The organism is Mediterraneibacter faecis, assembly GCF_055383675.1.
The window spans coordinates 1,029,541-1,047,930 of the sequence record NZ_AP043803.1 but is presented as its reverse complement, the minus strand read 5'-3'; the positions used below and the strand labels follow the sequence as shown (position 1 = coordinate 1,047,930).

19 protein-coding genes are annotated in these 18,390 nt (G+C 41.8%); 1 reads left to right on the top strand and 18 read right to left on the bottom strand.

What is annotated here, in order from left to right; genetic code table 11:
* Nucleotides 1-123: 123 nt before the first annotated feature.
* From efp to ACZ47Z_RS04940, 11 genes are all read right to left on the bottom strand, one after another.
* Nucleotides 124-681 carry an elongation factor P gene (gene efp / locus ACZ47Z_RS04990; RefSeq protein WP_015528761.1) on the bottom strand — a complete coding sequence of 186 codons (558 nt, stop codon included), beginning with the start codon at nucleotides 679-681 and terminating at the stop codon, nucleotides 124-126.
* Between the two features lie 77 nt (nucleotides 682-758).
* On the bottom strand, nucleotides 759-1,277 hold the full coding sequence (locus ACZ47Z_RS04985) for a YqeG family HAD IIIA-type phosphatase (RefSeq protein WP_288740828.1): 519 nt from the start codon (nucleotides 1,275-1,277) through the stop codon (nucleotides 759-761).
* A gap of 88 nt (nucleotides 1,278-1,365) precedes the next feature.
* Nucleotides 1,366-2,049 carry a peptidoglycan recognition protein family protein gene (locus ACZ47Z_RS04980; protein ID WP_015528759.1) on the bottom strand — a complete coding sequence of 228 codons (684 nt, stop codon included), beginning with the start codon at nucleotides 2,047-2,049 and terminating at the stop codon, nucleotides 1,366-1,368.
* A gap of 303 nt (nucleotides 2,050-2,352) precedes the next feature.
* Nucleotides 2,353-3,807 carry an IMP dehydrogenase gene (gene guaB / locus ACZ47Z_RS04975; RefSeq protein ID WP_015528758.1) on the bottom strand — a complete coding sequence of 485 codons (1,455 nt, stop codon included), beginning with the start codon at nucleotides 3,805-3,807 and terminating at the stop codon, nucleotides 2,353-2,355.
* 369 nt (nucleotides 3,808-4,176) lie between these two features.
* Nucleotides 4,177-5,802 carry a chaperonin GroEL gene (gene groL, locus ACZ47Z_RS04970; protein WP_015528757.1) on the bottom strand — a complete coding sequence of 542 codons (1,626 nt, stop codon included), beginning with the start codon at nucleotides 5,800-5,802 and terminating at the stop codon, nucleotides 4,177-4,179.
* Nucleotides 5,803-5,835: 33 nt separating this feature from the next.
* Nucleotides 5,836-6,120 (bottom strand): co-chaperone GroES, encoded by a 285-nt coding sequence (locus tag ACZ47Z_RS04965; RefSeq protein WP_015528756.1) that lies wholly within the window; start codon nucleotides 6,118-6,120, stop codon nucleotides 5,836-5,838.
* 168 nt (nucleotides 6,121-6,288) lie between these two features.
* On the bottom strand, nucleotides 6,289-6,600 hold the full coding sequence (locus tag ACZ47Z_RS04960) for a hypothetical protein (RefSeq protein WP_015528755.1): 312 nt from the start codon (nucleotides 6,598-6,600) through the stop codon (nucleotides 6,289-6,291).
* Nucleotides 6,601-6,618: 18 nt separating this feature from the next.
* Nucleotides 6,619-7,398, bottom strand: coding sequence for a GTP-sensing pleiotropic transcriptional regulator CodY (gene codY / locus ACZ47Z_RS04955; protein WP_015528754.1), 780 nt, complete (start codon nucleotides 7,396-7,398; stop codon nucleotides 6,619-6,621).
* 161 nt (nucleotides 7,399-7,559) lie between these two features.
* Entirely contained in the window at nucleotides 7,560-9,635 is a 2,076-nt protein-coding gene (gene topA / locus ACZ47Z_RS04950; protein WP_015528753.1) for a type I DNA topoisomerase, read from the bottom strand.
* A gap of 13 nt (nucleotides 9,636-9,648) precedes the next feature.
* Nucleotides 9,649-10,761, bottom strand: coding sequence for a DNA-processing protein DprA (gene dprA, locus ACZ47Z_RS04945; RefSeq protein WP_464526046.1), 1,113 nt, complete (start codon nucleotides 10,759-10,761; stop codon nucleotides 9,649-9,651).
* On the bottom strand, nucleotides 10,761-12,329 hold the full coding sequence (locus ACZ47Z_RS04940) for a YifB family Mg chelatase-like AAA ATPase (RefSeq protein ID WP_464525924.1): 1,569 nt from the start codon (nucleotides 12,327-12,329) through the stop codon (nucleotides 10,761-10,763). Before ACZ47Z_RS04940 ends, dprA begins: the two co-directional genes overlap by 1 nt.
* A gap of 242 nt (nucleotides 12,330-12,571) precedes the next feature.
* Between ACZ47Z_RS04940 and sigK the strand changes: the two genes are divergently transcribed.
* The gene (gene sigK / locus ACZ47Z_RS04935; RefSeq protein ID WP_054752519.1) at nucleotides 12,572-13,189 is read left to right on the top strand and encodes an RNA polymerase sporulation sigma factor SigK; all 618 of its coding nucleotides are present in this window, start codon (nucleotides 12,572-12,574) and stop codon (nucleotides 13,187-13,189) included.
* 16 nt (nucleotides 13,190-13,205) lie between these two features.
* Here sigK and ACZ47Z_RS04930 read toward each other — a convergent pair whose 3' ends face one another.
* The 7 genes from ACZ47Z_RS04930 to ACZ47Z_RS04900 form a co-directional block, all read right to left on the bottom strand.
* On the bottom strand, nucleotides 13,206-14,450 hold the full coding sequence (locus tag ACZ47Z_RS04930; RefSeq protein WP_015528750.1) for a peptidase U32 family protein: 1,245 nt from the start codon (nucleotides 14,448-14,450) through the stop codon (nucleotides 13,206-13,208).
* Complete coding sequence (locus tag ACZ47Z_RS04925; RefSeq protein ID WP_015528749.1) at nucleotides 14,447-15,100, bottom strand: O-methyltransferase; 654 nt, start codon at nucleotides 15,098-15,100, stop codon at nucleotides 14,447-14,449. Before ACZ47Z_RS04925 ends, ACZ47Z_RS04930 begins: the two co-directional genes overlap by 4 nt.
* 3 nt (nucleotides 15,101-15,103) lie before the next feature.
* Nucleotides 15,104-16,774 (bottom strand): ribonuclease J, encoded by a 1,671-nt coding sequence (locus ACZ47Z_RS04920; RefSeq protein WP_020436179.1) that lies wholly within the window; start codon nucleotides 16,772-16,774, stop codon nucleotides 15,104-15,106.
* 16 nt (nucleotides 16,775-16,790) lie between these two features.
* Entirely contained in the window at nucleotides 16,791-17,252 is a 462-nt protein-coding gene (locus ACZ47Z_RS04915; RefSeq protein WP_055156421.1) for a Fur family transcriptional regulator, read from the bottom strand.
* A gap of 119 nt (nucleotides 17,253-17,371) precedes the next feature.
* Nucleotides 17,372-17,632, bottom strand: coding sequence for a DUF1292 domain-containing protein (locus tag ACZ47Z_RS04910; protein ID WP_015528747.1), 261 nt, complete (start codon nucleotides 17,630-17,632; stop codon nucleotides 17,372-17,374).
* An 11-nt stretch (nucleotides 17,633-17,643) separates the two neighbouring features.
* The gene (gene ruvX, locus ACZ47Z_RS04905) at nucleotides 17,644-18,081 is read right to left on the bottom strand and encodes a Holliday junction resolvase RuvX (RefSeq protein ID WP_015528746.1); all 438 of its coding nucleotides are present in this window, start codon (nucleotides 18,079-18,081) and stop codon (nucleotides 17,644-17,646) included.
* Between the two features lie 7 nt (nucleotides 18,082-18,088).
* Nucleotides 18,089-18,352 carry an IreB family regulatory phosphoprotein gene (locus ACZ47Z_RS04900; RefSeq protein WP_015528745.1) on the bottom strand — a complete coding sequence of 88 codons (264 nt, stop codon included), beginning with the start codon at nucleotides 18,350-18,352 and terminating at the stop codon, nucleotides 18,089-18,091.
* Nucleotides 18,353-18,390 lie beyond the last annotated feature (38 nt).

Genomic DNA, 18,390 nt, shown 5'->3' with positions numbered 1-18,390 from the left:
TAAATCCGAATTGATTTTTTTAGTGAAAACAGAGAATTTCATCTGATTTTGTCAAAGAAAAAAGGAACCTGCATGATACAGATTCCTTTTTGAAATACAGCTTAAACTGTACTAAATTCGTAATTAAACTCTTGACAGATACTCGCCTGTACGTGTATCGATCTTAAGAACATCACCTGTCTCAACAAACAGCGGTACCATAACAGTAGCTCCTGTCTCAACGATTGCAGGCTTTGTAGCTCCCTGAGCTGTGTCACCCTTGAATCCCGGTTCTGTCTCTGTGATTGCCAGTTCTACGAACAGCGGCGGCTCAACTGAGAATACGTTACCCTTATGGGAACAGATCTTAACGTTCTCATTCTCTTTTACAAATTTCAGAGCGTCTCCAACTACATCAGCGTTGAGAGCGATCTGATCATATGTCTCTACATCCATGAAGTTATACAGATCTCCATCCTGATACAGATACTGCATTTCCTTTCTCTCGATGTGTGCATTCTCGAACTTCTCTGTCGGACGGAATGTCTTCTCTACTACACCACCACTGATGATGTTTTTCAGTTTTGTTCTTACGAACGCTGCACCTTTACCAGGTTTAACGTGCTGGAATTCCAAAATCTGGAAAATATTTCCCTCAATCTCAATTGTTAAACCATTCTTAAAATCTCCTGCTGAAACCATGTATAATCCTCCTTAATTGCATTTCGTTCAGACAATGTAACTGTTCGTTACAGACTTTTTGCTTCTACCATTCTATACTAATTTGCGACTTTTTTCAATCTTTTTTTGCTCTTCTTATAGAAATGAAGCACAATCTTCTCCAAATACCGCTTTAAAACGATCTGAATCTCTTCTTTTGGATTGATCGGATGCACTAAAATGTTGTGTATTCCGACCCTCTTTGCGCCCCATACATCTGTAAAAAGCTGATCGCCGACAAACAGCGTGTCCGCCTGATCTGTTCCCATGATCTCCATCGCATGAAGATAATTCTTTCTTGCAGGCTTCAGCGCATTATAAATATAATGCGTCTGGATCTCCTGATTAAACATCTCTACACGTTTTTTCTGATTGTTGGACAACAGACAGCTTTCAAAGCCAATCTCTCTCAGTCTCTGAAACAGTCTCTTTGCACGTTCATCTGCCGGTGCACCGTGAGGAACCAATGTATTATCAATATCAAAGATTACCCCCCGGTATCCTTGCTCATATAGTTTTTCAAAAGGGATCTTATAAGTCGACCCCAAATATTCATCTGGAAAAAATTTTTCAAACATTATTTTCATCTAACTCCGTAAGCTTTGAAATCAATTCTTCTATGATCCCAAGAATTGATTTCATTATAACAATTCAGTGAAATGATGTCTACTGTTTTTCCAACGCATCCTGCACATTTCTCCTGAATTCTACCCATGCGTCCTCATCCTCCACAAAATATTTCGGACAGATTTTTCCGGTTACATCATAGTGACGGATCACCTGATCTGCTGTCAGATCATATTTTGCACAAAGCCATGCTGTAAGTTGTACAAGTGAGCGGTATGTTGCATCAGTAAACTTTCCATTCTCATCCGGATGACAACATTCAATCGAAATCGTATCCGCATTGCGGTCATTTGAAGCATATGCCATCTCCCAGGTCGGAATGCACTGAATAATCTCTCCTTCCAATCCTATCACAAAATTACTGCTTGCCGAAGTCTCATGGCTATCTTTGAGACCATTAAAATAATCTCTGTTATCCTGCGCTGTACTCCCCGGATTCGCTGTGTAATGGACAACAATCCCATTCACATGGTCAATTGTTGTCCCTGGTCTGGAATACGGATTTATATCTAACAACTGTACATCCATCTCCGGCTGCGTTGCATCCACATCAGCATATTGATTTTTCTTTTGTATACAGGATTTAAAAAGAAGAAAAAGTAATAAAATCATTAATGGGATCATTATGATCCGCAGCATTTTCCTGCCTCGCTTTTTCTTCCTTCGTGTATTCTTCGGCAATGTTTTCCGTCCTGCCAGCTGATTTCGTCTTGACGTACTCATTCGGTATTTCTCCTGATTTTTAATTCTCTCATTTCCATCGTTTAAAACAAACATCTTCTTATTTCAGCTATTATACCATATGTTTCTTAACCATTTATGAATTTTGTCTTAACTGTTTTATATTCGTATAAAAGAGAAATTCCCGGTAGATCCAGCTCTCACTGAACCTCCGGGAATTCCTCAAGGCGTTCCTATATATTATTTTATTATATCAGGGATGTGATTTTTCATCCCGTCAGGTAATGCGGAATATCCGCAGTACTTCCAAATTATCAGTCTGCATAAAATCTGCAAACTTCCCAATTACTCGTCTACACTGTAGTTCGGAGCTTCTTTTGTAATATGAATGTCATGTGGATGACTTTCTTTCAGTGATGCCGCAGAGATCTTCACAAATCTTCCGTTCTCCTTGAGTTCTTCGATTGTGTGTGTTCCGCAATATCCCATTCCTGAACGAAGTCCACCCATGAGCTGGAATACCGTATCTTCTACAGATCCCTTGTAAGCTACACGTCCTTCTACTCCTTCCGGAACAAGTTTCTTTGCATTCTCCTGGAAATAACGGTCTTTACTTCCGTTCTCCATCGCTGCGATGGATCCCATTCCACGATATACTTTATATTTTCTTCCCTGGTACAGTTCGAATGTTCCCGGGCTTTCATCACATCCTGCAAAGATGCTTCCCATCATACATACATTCGCACCTGCTGCGATTGCCTTTGTCATATCTCCTGAGTACTTGATACCACCATCTGCAATGATCGGAATACCATACTCTTTAGCAACTTCGTAACAATCCATAACAGCTGAAACCTGAGGTACACCAATACCTGCAACGATACGTGTTGTACAGATAGATCCAGGTCCAATACCAACTTTAACTGCATCTACACCAGCTTCGATCAGTGCTCTTGCAGCCTCTCCTGTAGCCACATTTCCAGCGATCACCTGAAGATCCGGGAATGCATCCTTAACCATCTTCACTGTGCGGATAACATTCGCTGAATGACCATGTGCTGAGTCCATAACAACAACATCTACATGAGATTTCACAAGTGCTTCTACACGCTCCAGACAGTTTGCTGTGATACCAACAGCTGCTCCACAGAGAAGTCTTCCCTGCTCATCCTTTGCTGACAGTGGGTACTTGATCTGTTTCTCAATATCTTTAATCGTGATAAGTCCTTTCAGATTACCTTCATCATCTACGATCGGAAGTTTCTCTTTTCTTGCTTTGGCAAGAATCTTTTTTGCATCCTCTAATGTGATTCCTTCTTTTGCTGTAACAAGTCCTTCTGAAGTCATGGATTCTTTGATCTTCTTAGAGAAATCTGTCTCAAACTTCAGGTCACGGTTTGTGATGATTCCGACAAGTTTACGTCCCTCTGTAATCGGCACACCTGAAATACGGTATTTTGCCATCAGGTCATTTGCATCTTCAAGTGTATGCTCCGGTGAAAGAAAGAAAGGATCTGTAATAACACCATTCTCAGAACGTTTCACCTTATCAACTTCCTCTGCCTGTGCTTCAATAGACATATTCTTATGGATGATTCCGATTCCACCCTGGCGAGCCATAGCGATTGCCATTCTATGTTCTGTAACAGTATCCATTCCTGCACTCATCATCGGAATATTCAATACGATTTTCTTTGTCAGATGTGTTGACAGATCTACCTGATTCGGAATTACTTCTGAATAAGCCGGTACAAGAAGAACATCATCAAATGTAATACCTTCCCCTATAATCTTACCCATTATACTTTACCTCTCTTTCTTAAGAACCCATGAAACTGCTTTGAAATGGCAGTTAATGTATCTAAAAATCTTTTGTAATTATTAACTGATATACTACAGAAATTCCCGAAGGATGTCAAGAGTATTTTCCCTGATGTGCTCATAATTTGTATTGATTTATTTTAACCTTTATTATTAAGTTTTACTTATAAGTACTCCTTTATTTATTATCTATGCGACAAACTGAGCCTTTTTTAGAACAAACAAAAGGTTCTATCTGACATTACGAAAATGTGATAGAACCCTCTGTTCCTGCTGCTACAGATCTCTATGTAACAGCTCTTTTATTCTATTCTTATAGAAATTCTGCAAATCTTCCTGATGGATAGATTACATCATTCCCATTCCACCTGCTCCGCCTGCTGGCATAGCCGGTGTATCCTCTTTAATTGTAGATACAACAGACTCTGTTGTAAGAAGTGTAGAAGCAACACTTGTTGCGTTCTGAAGAGCACTTCTTGTAACCTTCGCCGGATCAAGGATTCCCTTCTCAACCATATCTACATATGTCTCATTGTAAGCATCAAATCCTGTTCCTACTTCAGACTCTCTTACTTTGTTTACAATAACTGCTCCCTCAAGTCCTGCATTCTTTGCGATCTGAGCCAGAGGAGCTTCCAGTGCTTTCAGGATAATCTTGGCACCTGTCTTCTCATCTCCCTCAAGAGTCTCTGCGAATTCTTTTACCTTCTTAGAAACATGGATGTATGCGGATCCACCACCACCGATGATTCCTTCTTCAACTGCTGCTTTTGTAGCATTCAGAGCATCTTCCATACGAAGTTTAGCTTCTTTCATCTCTGTCTCTGTAGCTGCACCTACACGGATAACAGCAACTCCGCCTGCAAGTTTTGCAAGTCTCTCCTGAAGTTTCTCTCTGTCGAAATCAGATGTTGTCTCTTCGATTGCTTTCTTGATCTGTCCAACACGATCTGCGATTGCGTTCTTGTCTCCACATCCGTCAACGATAACTGTATTCTCTTTCTGAACCTTAACAGATTTTGCACGTCCAAGCTGATCCATTGTAGTTTCTTTAAGGTCGAATCCGAGTTCTTCAGAAATCACCTGTCCACCTGTCAGAATTGCGATATCCTGAAGCATCTCTTTTCTTCTGTCACCATATCCAGGTGCTTTTACTGCTACAACGTTGAATGTTCCACGCAGTTTATTCACGATCAGAGTTGTGAGTGCCTCACCCTCGATATCTTCAGCGATAATAAGAAGTCTTGCTCCAGACTGAACGATCTGCTCAAGAACCGGAAGAATCTCCTGGATATTGGAAATCTTCTTATCTGTGATCAGAATATATGGATCATCCAGAACTGCTTCCATCTTCTCCATATCTGTTGCCATATATGCGGAAATGTATCCACGGTCAAACTGCATACCTTCTACAAGGTCAAGCTCTGTCTGCATTGTCTTAGACTCTTCGATTGTGATAACTCCGTCGTTGGATACTTTTTCCATTGCATCTGCAACCATCTGTCCAACTTCATCATCTCCTGAAGAAACTGCAGCAACTCTTGCAATCTGCTCTTTTCCGTTGACTTTGCTGCTCATCTCACGGATTGCTTCTACTGCTTTATCTGTAGCTTTCTTCATTCCTTTTCTCAGAACGATCGGGTTTGCTCCTGCCTCAAGGTTCTTCATTCCTTCGTGAACCATTGCCTGTGCAAGAACTGTAGCTGTTGTTGTACCATCTCCGGCAACATCATTTGTCTTAGCTGCAACTTCTCTGATCAGCTGTGCACCCATGTTCTCAAATCCATCTTCCAGTTCAATCTCTTTCGCGATTGTTACACCATCATTTGTAATAAGCGGAGCACCGAATGATTTATCAAGTACTACGTTTCTTCCTTTTGGTCCTAATGTTACTTTAACTGTATCAGCTAACTGATTCACACCTCTTTCAAGTGCTGCTCTTGCTTCTGATCCGTATTTGATTTCCTTTGCCATTTTAACTGCATCTCCTTTATATTTGTCTGGGTATTACTCTACAATTGCAAGAATATCATTCTGCTTTACAATGATGTATTTCTCTCCTTCAAGCTCTACATCTGTTCCGGCATATTTGGAATAAATTACTTTATCTCCAACCTTAACCTGCATTACAACTTCTTTTCCATCCACAACTCCGCCAGGTCCGACTGCGATTACTTCTGCTTCCTGTGGTTTCTCTTTTGCCTGTCCCGGTAATACGATTCCGGACTTTGTTGTCTCTTCTGCTTCTAACTGTTTTAAAACGATCTTGTCACCTAATGGTACTAATTTCATTGTAATTCCTCCTTACTTTATTAGCACTCATTTCTCTTGAGTGCTAACCCATGAATATAAAATAGCACTCCCCATTTCATTTGTCAACACAGTTTACATATTTTTTATAAAAGAAAAGCCATGGGGCTTTCTCTGCCTCACAGCTTTTCTTTCGTCTCTAAAACTTCTCTATGATCTTCTTTCGTTCATCTCATAGAATCCGTTCTCAATTTTAAACTTCAGTAGATTCCTGTCTTCCGACTGGTATCTCTCTTTCACAACACCGGAGCAGCACAACAGCTCTGTCCCCGTTGAAATATAACATCTGTATTTTGCATCCAGCAGAATCGTTGTCAGAGGATCTTCCATCACTTCAAGATAAATGTAATCTTCTTCTGTATCATAATGATCCACCTTACAGACTCTTGTTGTATCATCAAAAATAGCATCTGCTGAAATCACTTTTTCCATCTGCAGATCAACCGGATTTCCCTCGTACATCTTGTCTTCTCCTTCTGCTTACATCCGCTCTTTCTCAATCCTCTCGAGCTCTGTAAATACATAATCATTCAGAACTTTAATATAAGTTCCTTTCATTCCTGAAGAACGTGATTCAATTACTCCTGCACTTTCAAACTTGCGAAGTGCATTCACGATAACCGATCTTGTAATTCCCACACGATCCGCTACCTTGCTGGCAACCAGGATTCCCTCTGTACCATCAAGTTCTTTAAAGATATGAATGATTGCTTCCAGCTCTGAGAAAGAAAGTGTGCTGATTGCTGCCTGAACGACATGTTCTTTTCTTGTCTCTTCCGCACTTTCTTCATTCACTGAACGAAGCATCTCAAGTCCTACTACAGCAGTACCATATTCACTGAGAATAATATCATCAATAGAATACGTTGCATCCTGTTTGTAGATAAACAATGTTCCGAGACGCTCCCCGGCAATATCGATCGGTGTGATGATTGCCTGACATCCTTCCACAGCATCTGAAGAAAAACCAAGTGTCTCCAGATTAACATTCTCTTTTGTAGACAGAACACTCAGCAATCTTTCATTAAGCATATTATCAATATGAGATCCTACGGATTCTGTGATCAGTTCACTGATTTCTCTCACCTTATTGCTTTTGCTGACTCCAAGAATCTTTCCCTTCTTGCTGACTACCAGCACATTTGAGTCCAAAATCTCTGTCAGTACCGCACAGATATCATTAAACACAACTTTGCTGGAGTTATTATTATGCAGCAACTTATTAATCTTTCTGGTCTTATCCAATAATTGTACGCTCATTGTCTCCTCCACATGATTTGCTCTTATTCACTACTTCTAGCAAACAGTAACTATTATTTCCCAAGTTGTATACACAAATCAAATTTCAAATTCCTTACTAGCTTATATTATCATACAATTCAGAAAATAGCAACGTTGTGTTTTTCTGTTTTTTGAAATATTTAATCTTCTTTCTTAATTGTTTCCACATATCCGCACTTTTCATCAGCACAAACTAATTTATTGCCTTTTTCTACCATGTATCCACCACATTCAGGACATTTCTTACTGGATGGCTTCTGCCAGGACATAAATTCGCATTCCGGATTATCCTCACATCCATAATACTTTCTTCCCTTTTTCGTTTTGCGGATAACAACTTCTTTTCCACACACAGGACACGGAACTCCGATCTTTTCCAGATATGGTTTTGTATTTCTGCATTCCGGGAATCCCGGGCATGCAAGGAATTTACCATGCGGACCGTATTTGATCACCATGTTACGACCGCACTCTTCACAGATCACATCTGTTACTTCATCTTCAATCTTAACTTCCTCAAGCTCTTTCTCTGCAATTTCAACAGCTTCCTCAAGATCCGGATAGAAATTACGGATTACTTCCTTCCACGGAACCTTTCCTTCTTCAACCATATCAAGAAGACCTTCCATATTCGCTGTAAAATGAACATCTACAATACTTGGAAATGACTGTTTCATAATATTATTAACAACTTCACCAATCTCTGTCAGATAAAGATTCTTGCCTTCTTTTGTAATATATCTTCTTCCAAGGATCAGAGAAATGGTTGGAGCATAGGTACTTGGACGTCCGATCCCAAGCTCTTCCATTGTCTTTACAAGACTCGCCTCTGTATAATGTGCCGGCGGCTGCGTAAAATGTTGCTTTGGATCAAATTCTTCTTTTGTAAGAACAGAATCCATGCTAAGATGTCCGACCAGTACATTGCTCTCTTCCTTCTCTTCCTCTGCCTCTACATACACAGAGCGAAATCCATCAAATGCAACCCTTGCTGTTGATACAGTAAAGCAGTACTCACCGGCTCCGATCTTGACTGCTGTTGTCTCATACTTCGCCGGCTGCATGCGGCTTGCTGTGAAGCGTTTCCAGATCAGCTGATACAGACGGAACTGATCTCTGCTTAATGAATCCTTGATCGCTGCCGGTGTGCGTGTAATATCTGTCGGGCGGATCGCCTCATGCGCATCCTGAATCTTCTTATCTGCGGACTTTGTTTTTGTTCCTTCTGCTACATATGCTTCCCCGTAAGTCTCAGCAATATAACTTCTTGCTGCTGCATCAGCTTCCTCTGAAATACGTGTAGAATCCGTACGAAGATAAGTAATCACACCGACTGTTCCATTCCCTTTAATGTCCACACCTTCATACAGCTGCTGTGCAATACGCATTGTCTTCTGTGTACCAAAGTTCAATGCCTTGGCAGCTTCCTGCTGCAGCGTACTCGTCGTAAATGGGAGTGGTGCTTTACGCGTCCTCTCACTGTTCTTGATATCTGTAATCTGGAACTCTTCGTTCTCTAATTTCTTTAAGATCTCGTCCATCTCTTCTTTTGAATGGATCGTCATCTTTTTCTTCTCTGTCCCGTAGAACTTCGCTGTCAGAGGACGTTTCTCACCTTTTACTTTCAGTTGTGCATCCAATGACCAGTACTCTTCCGGAATAAATGCATCAATCTCTGCTTCCCTGTCTGCAACAATACGAAGTGCGACTGACTGTACACGTCCGGCACTCAACCCACGCTTTACCTTTGCCCAAAGCAATGGACTAATCTTATATCCAACCATACGGTCAAGCTCTCTTCTTGCCTGCTGTGCATCTACAAGATCCATGTCAATATCGCGTGGTGCTTTCAAAGATGCTTTCACAGCATTCTTTGTAATCTCATTAAATGTAATACGGCGCATTTTCTTCTCGTCCAGCTTCAAGGCAGCAGCAAGATGCCAGGAAATAGCCTCTCCTTCACGGTCAGGGTCGGTTGCAAGATAAACTTTGTCTGATTTCTTCGCCTCTTTTCTGAGCGTTGCAAGAATCTCTCCTTTTCCACGAATGGTAATATATTTTGGTTCGTAATCATTCTCCACGTCAATTCCAAGCTGACTTTTCGGCAGATCCCTGACGTGTCCCTGTGACGCTGCAACTGTATAATTGCTTCCTAGAAACTTTTTAATCGTCTTCACCTTTGCAGGAGACTCCACGATTACAAGATAATGTGCCATAAAAACTATACTCCTATTTTATTCTGATATAATAATTCTTTGTTATTTCACGAATGTATCCCTGCAGTTCCAGTGTAACAAGAATGCTCATCAATTTTCTGATCTCCACCCGAGATTCCTGCGCAATCTGATCCACATTCTTAGGATACAAACCGACACAACTATACACCAAATCATCTGTACTTTCAAGCACTTTTTTATTTTTCTCGTTTTTTATCTCCGTGTTTCTGCACAAAACATTTGTTTCAATCCCCCATTCTTCCAGCAGATTTTTAGGATTCAGAAGGATTCCGGCACCCTGTTGGATCAGGTGATTACACCCGGCACTCAAAGGACTGTCCAGCGGTCCCGGAAGGGCATAAACATCCTTTCCCTGCTCCAGTGCCATATCTGCTGTAATCAAAGAGCCACTTCTTATCCGGGCCTCCATTACCAGAACCGCATCTGACAGGCCGCTGATGATCCGGTTCCTCATTGGAAAATTCATTGCAAGCGGAGGGGTTCCCGGTGGAAATTCCGAAAGGATTCCGCCTCCGTGTTCTATGATATCCATATATAAACCGATATGATCTCTTGGATAACAGACATCCACTCCGCTCCCTAAAACAGCATAAGATTTTCCGCCTGCATTCAACGCTGCTCTTTGTCCTGTTCCATCGATCCCTTTCGCCATGCCACTGATGATATCAACACCTGCTGCCGCCAGTACTTCCGCAAATTCTCTTGTATAATGTTCTCCATATCCACTACACCCCCTTGCTCCGACAATTGCTGCCTTCTTCTTGGCTCCCGGACATGTTCCTTTCACAAAAAGAGCAAACGGGGGATCTGGTATCTCAGCCAGCCCCGGAGGATATTCTTTTGAAAAAAATGGAATAAATTCGATTCCATGTTCCTGCATTTTGTAAAACTCTTCTTTTAATTGTTCTTTCGTTTTCTCTTTCCGGGCTTTTTTTAATCCCTCTTTTTCTTCCTCTGTAAGGAATTCAATTCCTGTAATTTCAGTTTCTTCTATATAATATATCTTCTTTCCACTTCCTATGAGTTCTCGGAGCAGATACTTTTTTCTTGCAGATAGTTTTCGAATCGTAGAAAACCAGTATTCAAAAATCATCTCTTCACACATCATACATACCTCCCCCAATATTTCCTGTCCAATGTCCGATAACCGATCGCCTCCTGTAAATGTTCCAGTTTTATCTCCTCACTGTAATCTAAATCCGCAATCGTTCTCGCAACCTTTAAGATTCGGTGATAAGACCTCGCCGTCAGATTCAGTACATCATAAGCCTGCCCCATCAGTCGCATTTCTTCTCCGTTTAATCTGCAATACTTACTCAATTCTGCACCATGAAGCATTGCGTTACACTGGATCTTCGTGTTTTGGTAGCGAATCTTCTGTCTCTTTCTTGCTTCACATACCCGCGCTTTAATCACCGCCGAAGACTCCGGACAGGAAACAGACTCTTTCACCAGATCCCGATATTCCACTTTAGAAGCTTCAACACTAAGGTCAATCCGATCGAGAAACGGTTGGCTGATCTTGCTTAAATACGCCTGGATCTGTGCCGGCGTACAAGTACAGGCTGTCGATGGAAATTTCCCACACGGACACGTATTCATGGCAGATACAAGCATAAAATCAGCCGGAAAGATATAATTCCCACTGGTTCTTGTGATCTGTATGCTGCGTTGTTCCAGTGGCTGCCTGAGCACTTCAAGAACACTTCTCTTAAATTCAGGAAGTTCATCCAAAAATAGAATACCACTATGCGCCAGGCTGATCTCTCCTGGTCTTGGAACAATCCCACCACCAATCAGCGCTGCTCTCGTTGCAGTATGATGTACCTCTCGAAAAGGTCTTCTGGAAATCAGTGGTTCCTTTCCATCCAGCATTCCCATAACACTATAAAGCTTTGTAAGCTCCATACTTTCTTCATAATTCATCGGCGGCAGAATTCCTGCCATACATTTTGCGGTCATTGTCTTCCCGCTTCCGGGTGGTCCGACCATAAGCAGATTATGCCCTCCCGCCACAGCAATTTCCGCTGCCCGACGAACATTCTCCTGACCATATAAGTCTGCGAAATCAGGGACTTCTTCTCCCACTTTTCCTCTGTCTTCTATTTTATCAGCCTCTTTTTCACCAAGACATCTCTGTTCTCCACCTGTTCTGTCTCCATGTTCCAAATAACTGATACATTCCCTGAGACTTCCAACTGCAATAATCCGAACCCCTTCTACAAGTTCTGCTTCCTTTTCATTTTCTCTCGGAACAATACAGCTTGTAACTTTTTGTACCTTTGCCTCTGATACCATAGAAAGAATCCCGGGAACTTTCCTAACTTGTCCATCCAATCCCAGTTCTCCGATGATCATACAGTCTTTCATTCTTCTATTCTGTTGTAAAACGCCAAGTGACGTCAGAATCGACACTGCGATTGGAAGATCAAATGACGCTCCTCTTTTCCTCATAGTTGCCGGCGAAAGATTGATCACCACACGTTTCGCCGGAAATTCAAGACCTGAATTCCGGACTGCAGACCGTACGCGTTCTGCTGCTTCTTTCACCTCTGATGACAAATATCCCACCATGTGAAAAATCGGAAGTCCATTGCTGACATCCGCCTCCACATAGACCATTTCTACCGCAAGCCCTTCCATTGCCGCGGATTTTACTGTACTAAAACTCATATGCGCTCCTTCCTTTTCCCAGTCACAAGCGCACCTGTTCTTCTTACACCCCATTGTAAGCTGCTGAAATTCTGGCTGAATCAGCCGGATTTGATTTTCGGAACTGACATTCCGAGAATGTATAGATATCATAACTTCCGAATATCGATTTGTCAATCAGTTTCCGAGAACTTGAGCATATGGAAAAGCACAATTTCCACATTTTTTCATAAACTATATTAAATGCATCCAGAGGTGCTGTCTTGAAAGCATTTCCTAATCCCCTCACACCGGCGGAAGAGAAAAAATACATTCAGAGATACACCGAGGGCGATCTGGAAGCCAAGCATATTTTAATTGAACGCAATCTCCGTCTCGTTGCCCATGTTATACGGAAATACCAAAATACCAGTGAAGATCCGGAAGATCTGATTTCTATCGGCACGATTGGCCTGATCAAAGCTGTAATTACGTTCGATCCTGAAAAGGGAAATCGTCTGGCTGCCTATGCCTCCCGCTGTGTAGAAAATGAAGTCCTGATGTATCTGCGCGCCAGAAAAAAATGCAGCCATGAAATCTCTCTTTATGAACCGATTGGCACAGATCGGGAAGGAAATGAAGTCAACCTCTACGATATCATCGAATCTACAGAAACAGATATTCCAGAGCGGATTCATCTGAAGGACAATATTCAAAAGCTTTATGAAAAACTGGAAAATGAACTTTCTCCAAGAGAAAAACTTGTATTGAAAATGCGATACGGACTGTATCAGGGAGAAGAATACACGCAGCGGGAGATTGCCGCACAACTGGGCATCTCCCGCTCCTATGTATCCCGTATCGAAAAAAGTGCTATCGGAAAACTCCGACAATATTTTTGAACTTTCTAAGACTCTTCTATGAATTAACTTCTTTATCCTCTTCCTGTCTTCTGAGAAGATCGTACTGAGCTGGTGTCTCGCTCAGTTCTACATGAAGAACCTGCTTTGAATGCGGTGCACTTTCCTGTTCCTCTCCATCCTCATTCAGGATCCGGAGAACCTTTGCCTCAACATTACTTCCGTCCGGCTTCATAATCTCAATTGTCTCACCTACAGAAAACTTATTGCGCTGTTCAATTCTTGCAAGCCCATTCTCAACAGCCCCGACAATTCCAAGATAAGTATACTCTCGGATATATGTATTATTGTCATAAATCTGTGTCTCATGATCTGGTTTTCCAAAGAAAAATCCAGTCGTAAACTGACGATAAGTACAGTTTGAAATCTGATCCAGATACCAAGGCATGTTCTTCTTGTAAAGCTCTGGATCTTTCTGATAATCATCAATTGCTTTACGGTAAGTTCTCGCCACTGTTGCAACATAAAGTGCTGTTTTCATTCGTCCTTCGATCTTAAAACTGTCAATTCCCGCATCAATTAATTCCGGAATATGCTCGATCATACAAAGATCTTTTGAATTAAAGATGTAAGTTCCGCGTTCATTCTCATAGACCGGAAGATATTCTCCCGGTCTCTTTTCCTCGACTACTGCATACTTCCAACGGCATGGATGTGTACATGCCCCCTGGTTTGCGTCCCTTCCTGTAAAATAATTACTCAGAAGGCAGCGTCCGGAATAAGAGATACACATTGCTCCATGGACAAATGTCTCAATCTCAAGATCTTCCGGAATTCTTTCTCTGATCTCCTTAATCTCTTTCAGAGACAATTCTCTTGCTGAAACCACACGACTTGCACCCTGTCGATACCAAAAGTTATAAGTTGCATAGTTTGTGTTATTCGCCTGTGTACTGATATGACGCTCAATCTCAGGACATACCTCTTTTGCAATCTCAAACACTCCCGGATCCGCAATGATCAGTGCATCAGGTTTAATCTCTCTCAACTCTTCAAAATATTCTCTTACCCCTTCAAGATCATCGTTGTGGGCAAGAATATTTGCTGTAACATACACTTTTACATCATGTGCATGTGCGAATTCTATTCCCTCTTTCATTTCTTCCATAGAGAAATTTTTTGCTTTCGCACGCAACCCAAATGCTTCTCCTCCGATATATACTGCATCAGCACCGAAAATTACAGCTGTTTTTAACACTTCCAGGCTGCTCGCCGGGATCAATAGTTCGATCGGTCTACTCATTTTTCTACTCCTTGTTTTATGCTCACTGCCACACCATCTCCAAGCGGAATAATAGATGTGACCAGATCCTCTCTGTGTTTCAATTCATACAGATATTCCCGCATTCTCGCATGTATTGTACGATTTCTGCGTTCTACCGCAAAACGGGATTCTATGATATCCCCATCCTGCATCACATTGTCTGACACAAGACAGCCTCCATCCGAAAGCAGTCGCAACACATTCGGAAGATAATGAATATATTGCCCTTTCGCTGCATCCATAAAGATAAAATCAAAAGTTCCTTCCATTTCCGCAAGAACTTCTGTCGCATCTCCTTCAATCAGAGTAATCTTATCTTCCTTTCCCGCTCTGCGGAAATTCTCCCTCGCAATCGGGATTCTCTTCTCATAATTCTCTATTGTTGTTATATGTCCACCTTCCGGCAGGTAATCACTCATCAATAACGCAGAGAAACCTACGGCAGTTCCGACTTCCAGAACGCGCATAGGTTTTTTCATCAAAAGGAGAACCTCCAGGAAGCTCTGCATCTCTCGTCGGATGATCGGTACATCCGCCGCCAGCGCTTCCTGTTCAATTGTCTCCAGTATTTCACTGTTCTCTGTATCCATAGAATTGATGAATGTAATAATACGTTCATCTACTATCATATCTTACACATCCACATCCATGATGATCGGGATCACCATTGGTCTTCTCTTTGTCTTCTTCCAGATATAGTCATTCATTGCATCACGGATCACAAGCTTGATCTTATTCCAGTCTGTATGTCTTCCTTTCAGGCATTTCTCAAGTGCTTCTGAAACAGCCTTTCTTGCATCATCCATCAGCTCCTCTGACTCTCTGACATAGACAAATCCTCTTGATACGATATCCGGTCCTGCAAGCAGGCGGTTCGTTCTTCTCTCTAATGTAAGAACTACAATAATGATACCATCTTCTGCAAGATGCTGTCTGTCTCGAAGAACGATATTTCCAACATCTCCAACACCAAGTCCGTCTACCAGAATTGCTCCTGTATGAACCTTATCTACAACCTTAGCGTAATCATCACACAATTCAAGTACTTCACCGGACTGCATAATAAATACATTCTCTTTCGGAATTCCAAGGCTCTTCGCAACACCGGCGTTTGCTTTCAGATGGCGGTATTCACCATGCACCGGAATCGCATATTTCGGTTTTACAAGAGAATAGATCAACTTCAATTCTTCCTGACAGGCATGTCCTGATACATGAGCATCCTGGAAAATAACTTCTGCTCCCTTTGCAGAGAGTTCATTGATCACACGTGAAACCGATTTCTCATTTCCAGGAATCGGGTTTGAGCTGAAAATGATCGTATCATTCGGCTGAATTGTAACCTTGCGGTGTACGTCAGCTGCCATTCTTGACAGTGCAGCCATAGATTCTCCCTGGCTTCCTGTTGTGATCAGCACCATCTTCTCCGGTGGATAATTCTTCATCTGATCAATCTCAATCAATGTATTATCCGGTACATTCAGATATCCTAATTCTGATGCTGTAGAAATGATATTCACCATACTGCGACCTTCTACAACAACCTTTCTGCCATACTTATAAGCAGAGTTGATGATCTGCTGTACACGGTCAACATTCGAAGCAAATGTCGCAATGATCAGTCTTGTATTCTGATGCTCTGCAAAAATGTGATCAAATGTGATACCTACTGTACGTTCTGACTGCGTAAATCCTTTTCGCTCTGCATTCGTACTGTCAGACATCAGTGCCAGCACGCCTTTCTTACCAATCTCAGCAAAACGCTGCAGGTCGATCGCATCTCCAAATACCGGAGTATAATCAACCTTGAAGTCTCCTGTGTGGACAACAACACCTGCCGGTGAATAGATTGCCAGTGCGGACGCATCCTGGATACTGTGGTTCGTCTTGATAAATTCAATCCGGAACTTTCCAAGATTGATTGACTGACCGTGACGTACAACCTTTCTCTTCGTTCCACGAAGCAGATTATGCTCCTTCAGCTTGTTCTCAATGATTCCCATTGTAAGCTTGGTTGTATAAATCGGAATGTTGATCTCTTTGAGTACATACGGCAATGCACCGATATGGTCCTCATGACCGTGCGTGATAACAAATCCCTTTACCTTGGAAATATTATCTTTCAGGTAGGTTACATCCGGAATTACAAGGTCGATTCCAAGCATATCATCTTCCGGGAACGCAAGACCACAGTCTACAACAACAATACTGTCTTCATACTCAAACGCAGTAATGTTCATACCGATCTGTTCCAGACCTCCAAGCGGTATGATACGCAATTTTCCATTATTCTGTTTTTTCAAAAAATATACACCTCCACTATCTCTGTTTCTTCATACAGTCTTTACACAGTCCGTAGAATTTCAGTTCGTGGTCCAGGACATGGAAGCCGGTTGCCTTCTCGATATGATCTTCCAGACTCTCCAGAAGGTCATCATCAAACGGCATTACCTTGTTACATCTCTTACAAATCAGGTGATGATGATTGTGCTTTGTCTCCCCATTCAGTAAATGTCCGATCTCATAGCGCACACATCCATCCCCAAAATTAATCCTGTCTACCAGCTGCATATCCCACAAAAGCTGTAATGTTCTGTATACTGTGGCAAGCCCAATCTCCGGATAATCCTCTGATACCAGATCATAGATATCTTCCGCTGTCATATGACTCCCACTGTTCTCTTCAAGTACGGACAGAACAAGCAGTCTCTGGTGAGTCACCTTCAGCCCCTTTTCCTTTAACCTCTCTTTCAGAAGCTTCTGTGTCTTATCTGCTTCCATCTGTCTGCCTCCTATCTATATTGTAAAAAGAACTCCAGACTTTTTTCTAACACTTCTGCAAAAGTGAGAAAAGTATTCCTGTCTGCAGTTTCTCTTACATTCGTATTTCTTTCATGTAATTACATCTCAATATCGACGTCTTCCAGCAATTCCTCAAATACTTTGGAAACTGCCATCAGCTCTGTATCGTCTTCCACGATCTCATACGTCTTCTCTGCGTCTTTTGATTCTTCAACTTCTCTGAGAATCAGGCATTCTGCGTCATCTTCTTCTGAATCAACTACAAGAATATACGCGGAACCATTGATCTTTGTCTCTTCAAGTACAAAGAACTCATCTGCTCCACTTCCATCACTAAAAGTAAACTTTGCCTTTTCCATATGATTTTCCTCTATTCTGCTGTTTTCTGCATATAAATCGAATCTAAATATCCCTGGAGAATGAACACAGCAGCAATCTTATCGACATATTGCTTTCTATTTTCTCTTCTCACACCACTCTCGATCAGTGTCTGCTCTGCCGCTACTGTCGTAAGTCTCTCGTCCCACATGATCACTTCCAGTCCTGTACGACGAACCAGCATGTCACGAAATTCTAATGACTTCTGTGCACGCTCCCCGATATCATTATTCATATGTTTTGGAAATCCAAGCACGATCTTCTCTACCTGATATTCTTTGATCAATTCTTCAATCCTCGCACAGGTACGGCGCAGCTTGTTCTCCTCTTTCCGTTGTATTGTCTCAATTCCCTGGGCCGTAAGTCCGAGCGGGTCGCTGATAGCAACACCTACAGTCTTCGTCCCATAGTCCAGTCCCATTACTCTCATTGTCTGATTATTCCCACGCATTATGCTCAATATACGCTTTCAACAGTTCTTCTACCAGTTCATCACGTTCCACCTTCATGATCAGGCTTCTTGCTCCGTTAAAACTTGTAATATATGTCGGATCTCCTGACATGATATATCCAACAATCTGATTCACCGGATTGTATCCTTTTTCTTTCAGAGCCTTGTATACGATCTCAAAAATATCCTTCGCAGAAATCTGCGGACCCGGCTCTACCTGAAAGAACTGAGTACTACTTAAATCACTCATCTTTCTTCCTCCTTCTCTTTCTTGTATCTATTTCCTTC

Bases quoted from the DNA above. Each gene is read 5' to 3' on its own strand.
- ACZ47Z_RS04925 (WP_015528749.1), bottom strand. From the start codon at position 15,100: ATGATAGTAGATGAACGTATTATTACATTCATCAATTCTATGGATACA.
- topA (WP_015528753.1), bottom strand. From the start codon at position 9,635: ATGGCACATTATCTTGTAATCGTGGAGTCTCCTGCAAAGGTGAAGACG.
- ACZ47Z_RS04960 (WP_015528755.1), bottom strand. From the start codon at position 6,600: ATGTACGAGGGAAATCCGGTTGATCTGCAGATGGAAAAAGTGATTTCA.
- dprA (WP_464526046.1), bottom strand. From the start codon at position 10,761: ATGTGTGAAGAGATGATTTTTGAATACTGGTTTTCTACGATTCGAAAA.
- ACZ47Z_RS04930 (WP_015528750.1), bottom strand. From the start codon at position 14,450: ATGAGTAGACCGATCGAACTATTGATCCCGGCGAGCAGCCTGGAAGTG.
- ACZ47Z_RS04900 (WP_015528745.1), bottom strand. From the start codon at position 18,352: ATGAGTGATTTAAGTAGTACTCAGTTCTTTCAGGTAGAGCCGGGTCCG.
- ACZ47Z_RS04985 (WP_288740828.1), bottom strand. From the start codon at position 1,277: ATGTTTGAAAAATTTTTTCCAGATGAATATTTGGGGTCGACTTATAAG.
- efp (WP_015528761.1), bottom strand. From the start codon at position 681: ATGGTTTCAGCAGGAGATTTTAAGAATGGTTTAACAATTGAGATTGAG.
- ACZ47Z_RS04940 (WP_464525924.1), bottom strand. From the start codon at position 12,329: ATGAGTTTTAGTACAGTAAAATCCGCGGCAATGGAAGGGCTTGCGGTA.
- ACZ47Z_RS04980 (WP_015528759.1), bottom strand. From the start codon at position 2,049: ATGAGTACGTCAAGACGAAATCAGCTGGCAGGACGGAAAACATTGCCG.
- ACZ47Z_RS04910 (WP_015528747.1), bottom strand. From the start codon at position 17,632: ATGGAAAAGGCAAAGTTTACTTTTAGTGATGGAAGTGGAGCAGATGAG.
- groL (WP_015528757.1), bottom strand. From the start codon at position 5,802: ATGGCAAAGGAAATCAAATACGGATCAGAAGCAAGAGCAGCACTTGAA.
- guaB (WP_015528758.1), bottom strand. From the start codon at position 3,807: ATGGGTAAGATTATAGGGGAAGGTATTACATTTGATGATGTTCTTCTT.
- ACZ47Z_RS04915 (WP_055156421.1), bottom strand. From the start codon at position 17,252: ATGGAAGCAGATAAGACACAGAAGCTTCTGAAAGAGAGGTTAAAGGAA.
- ruvX (WP_015528746.1), bottom strand. From the start codon at position 18,081: ATGAGAGTAATGGGACTGGACTATGGGACGAAGACTGTAGGTGTTGCT.
- ACZ47Z_RS04965 (WP_015528756.1), bottom strand. From the start codon at position 6,120: ATGAAATTAGTACCATTAGGTGACAAGATCGTTTTAAAACAGTTAGAA.
- codY (WP_015528754.1), bottom strand. From the start codon at position 7,398: ATGAGCGTACAATTATTGGATAAGACCAGAAAGATTAATAAGTTGCTG.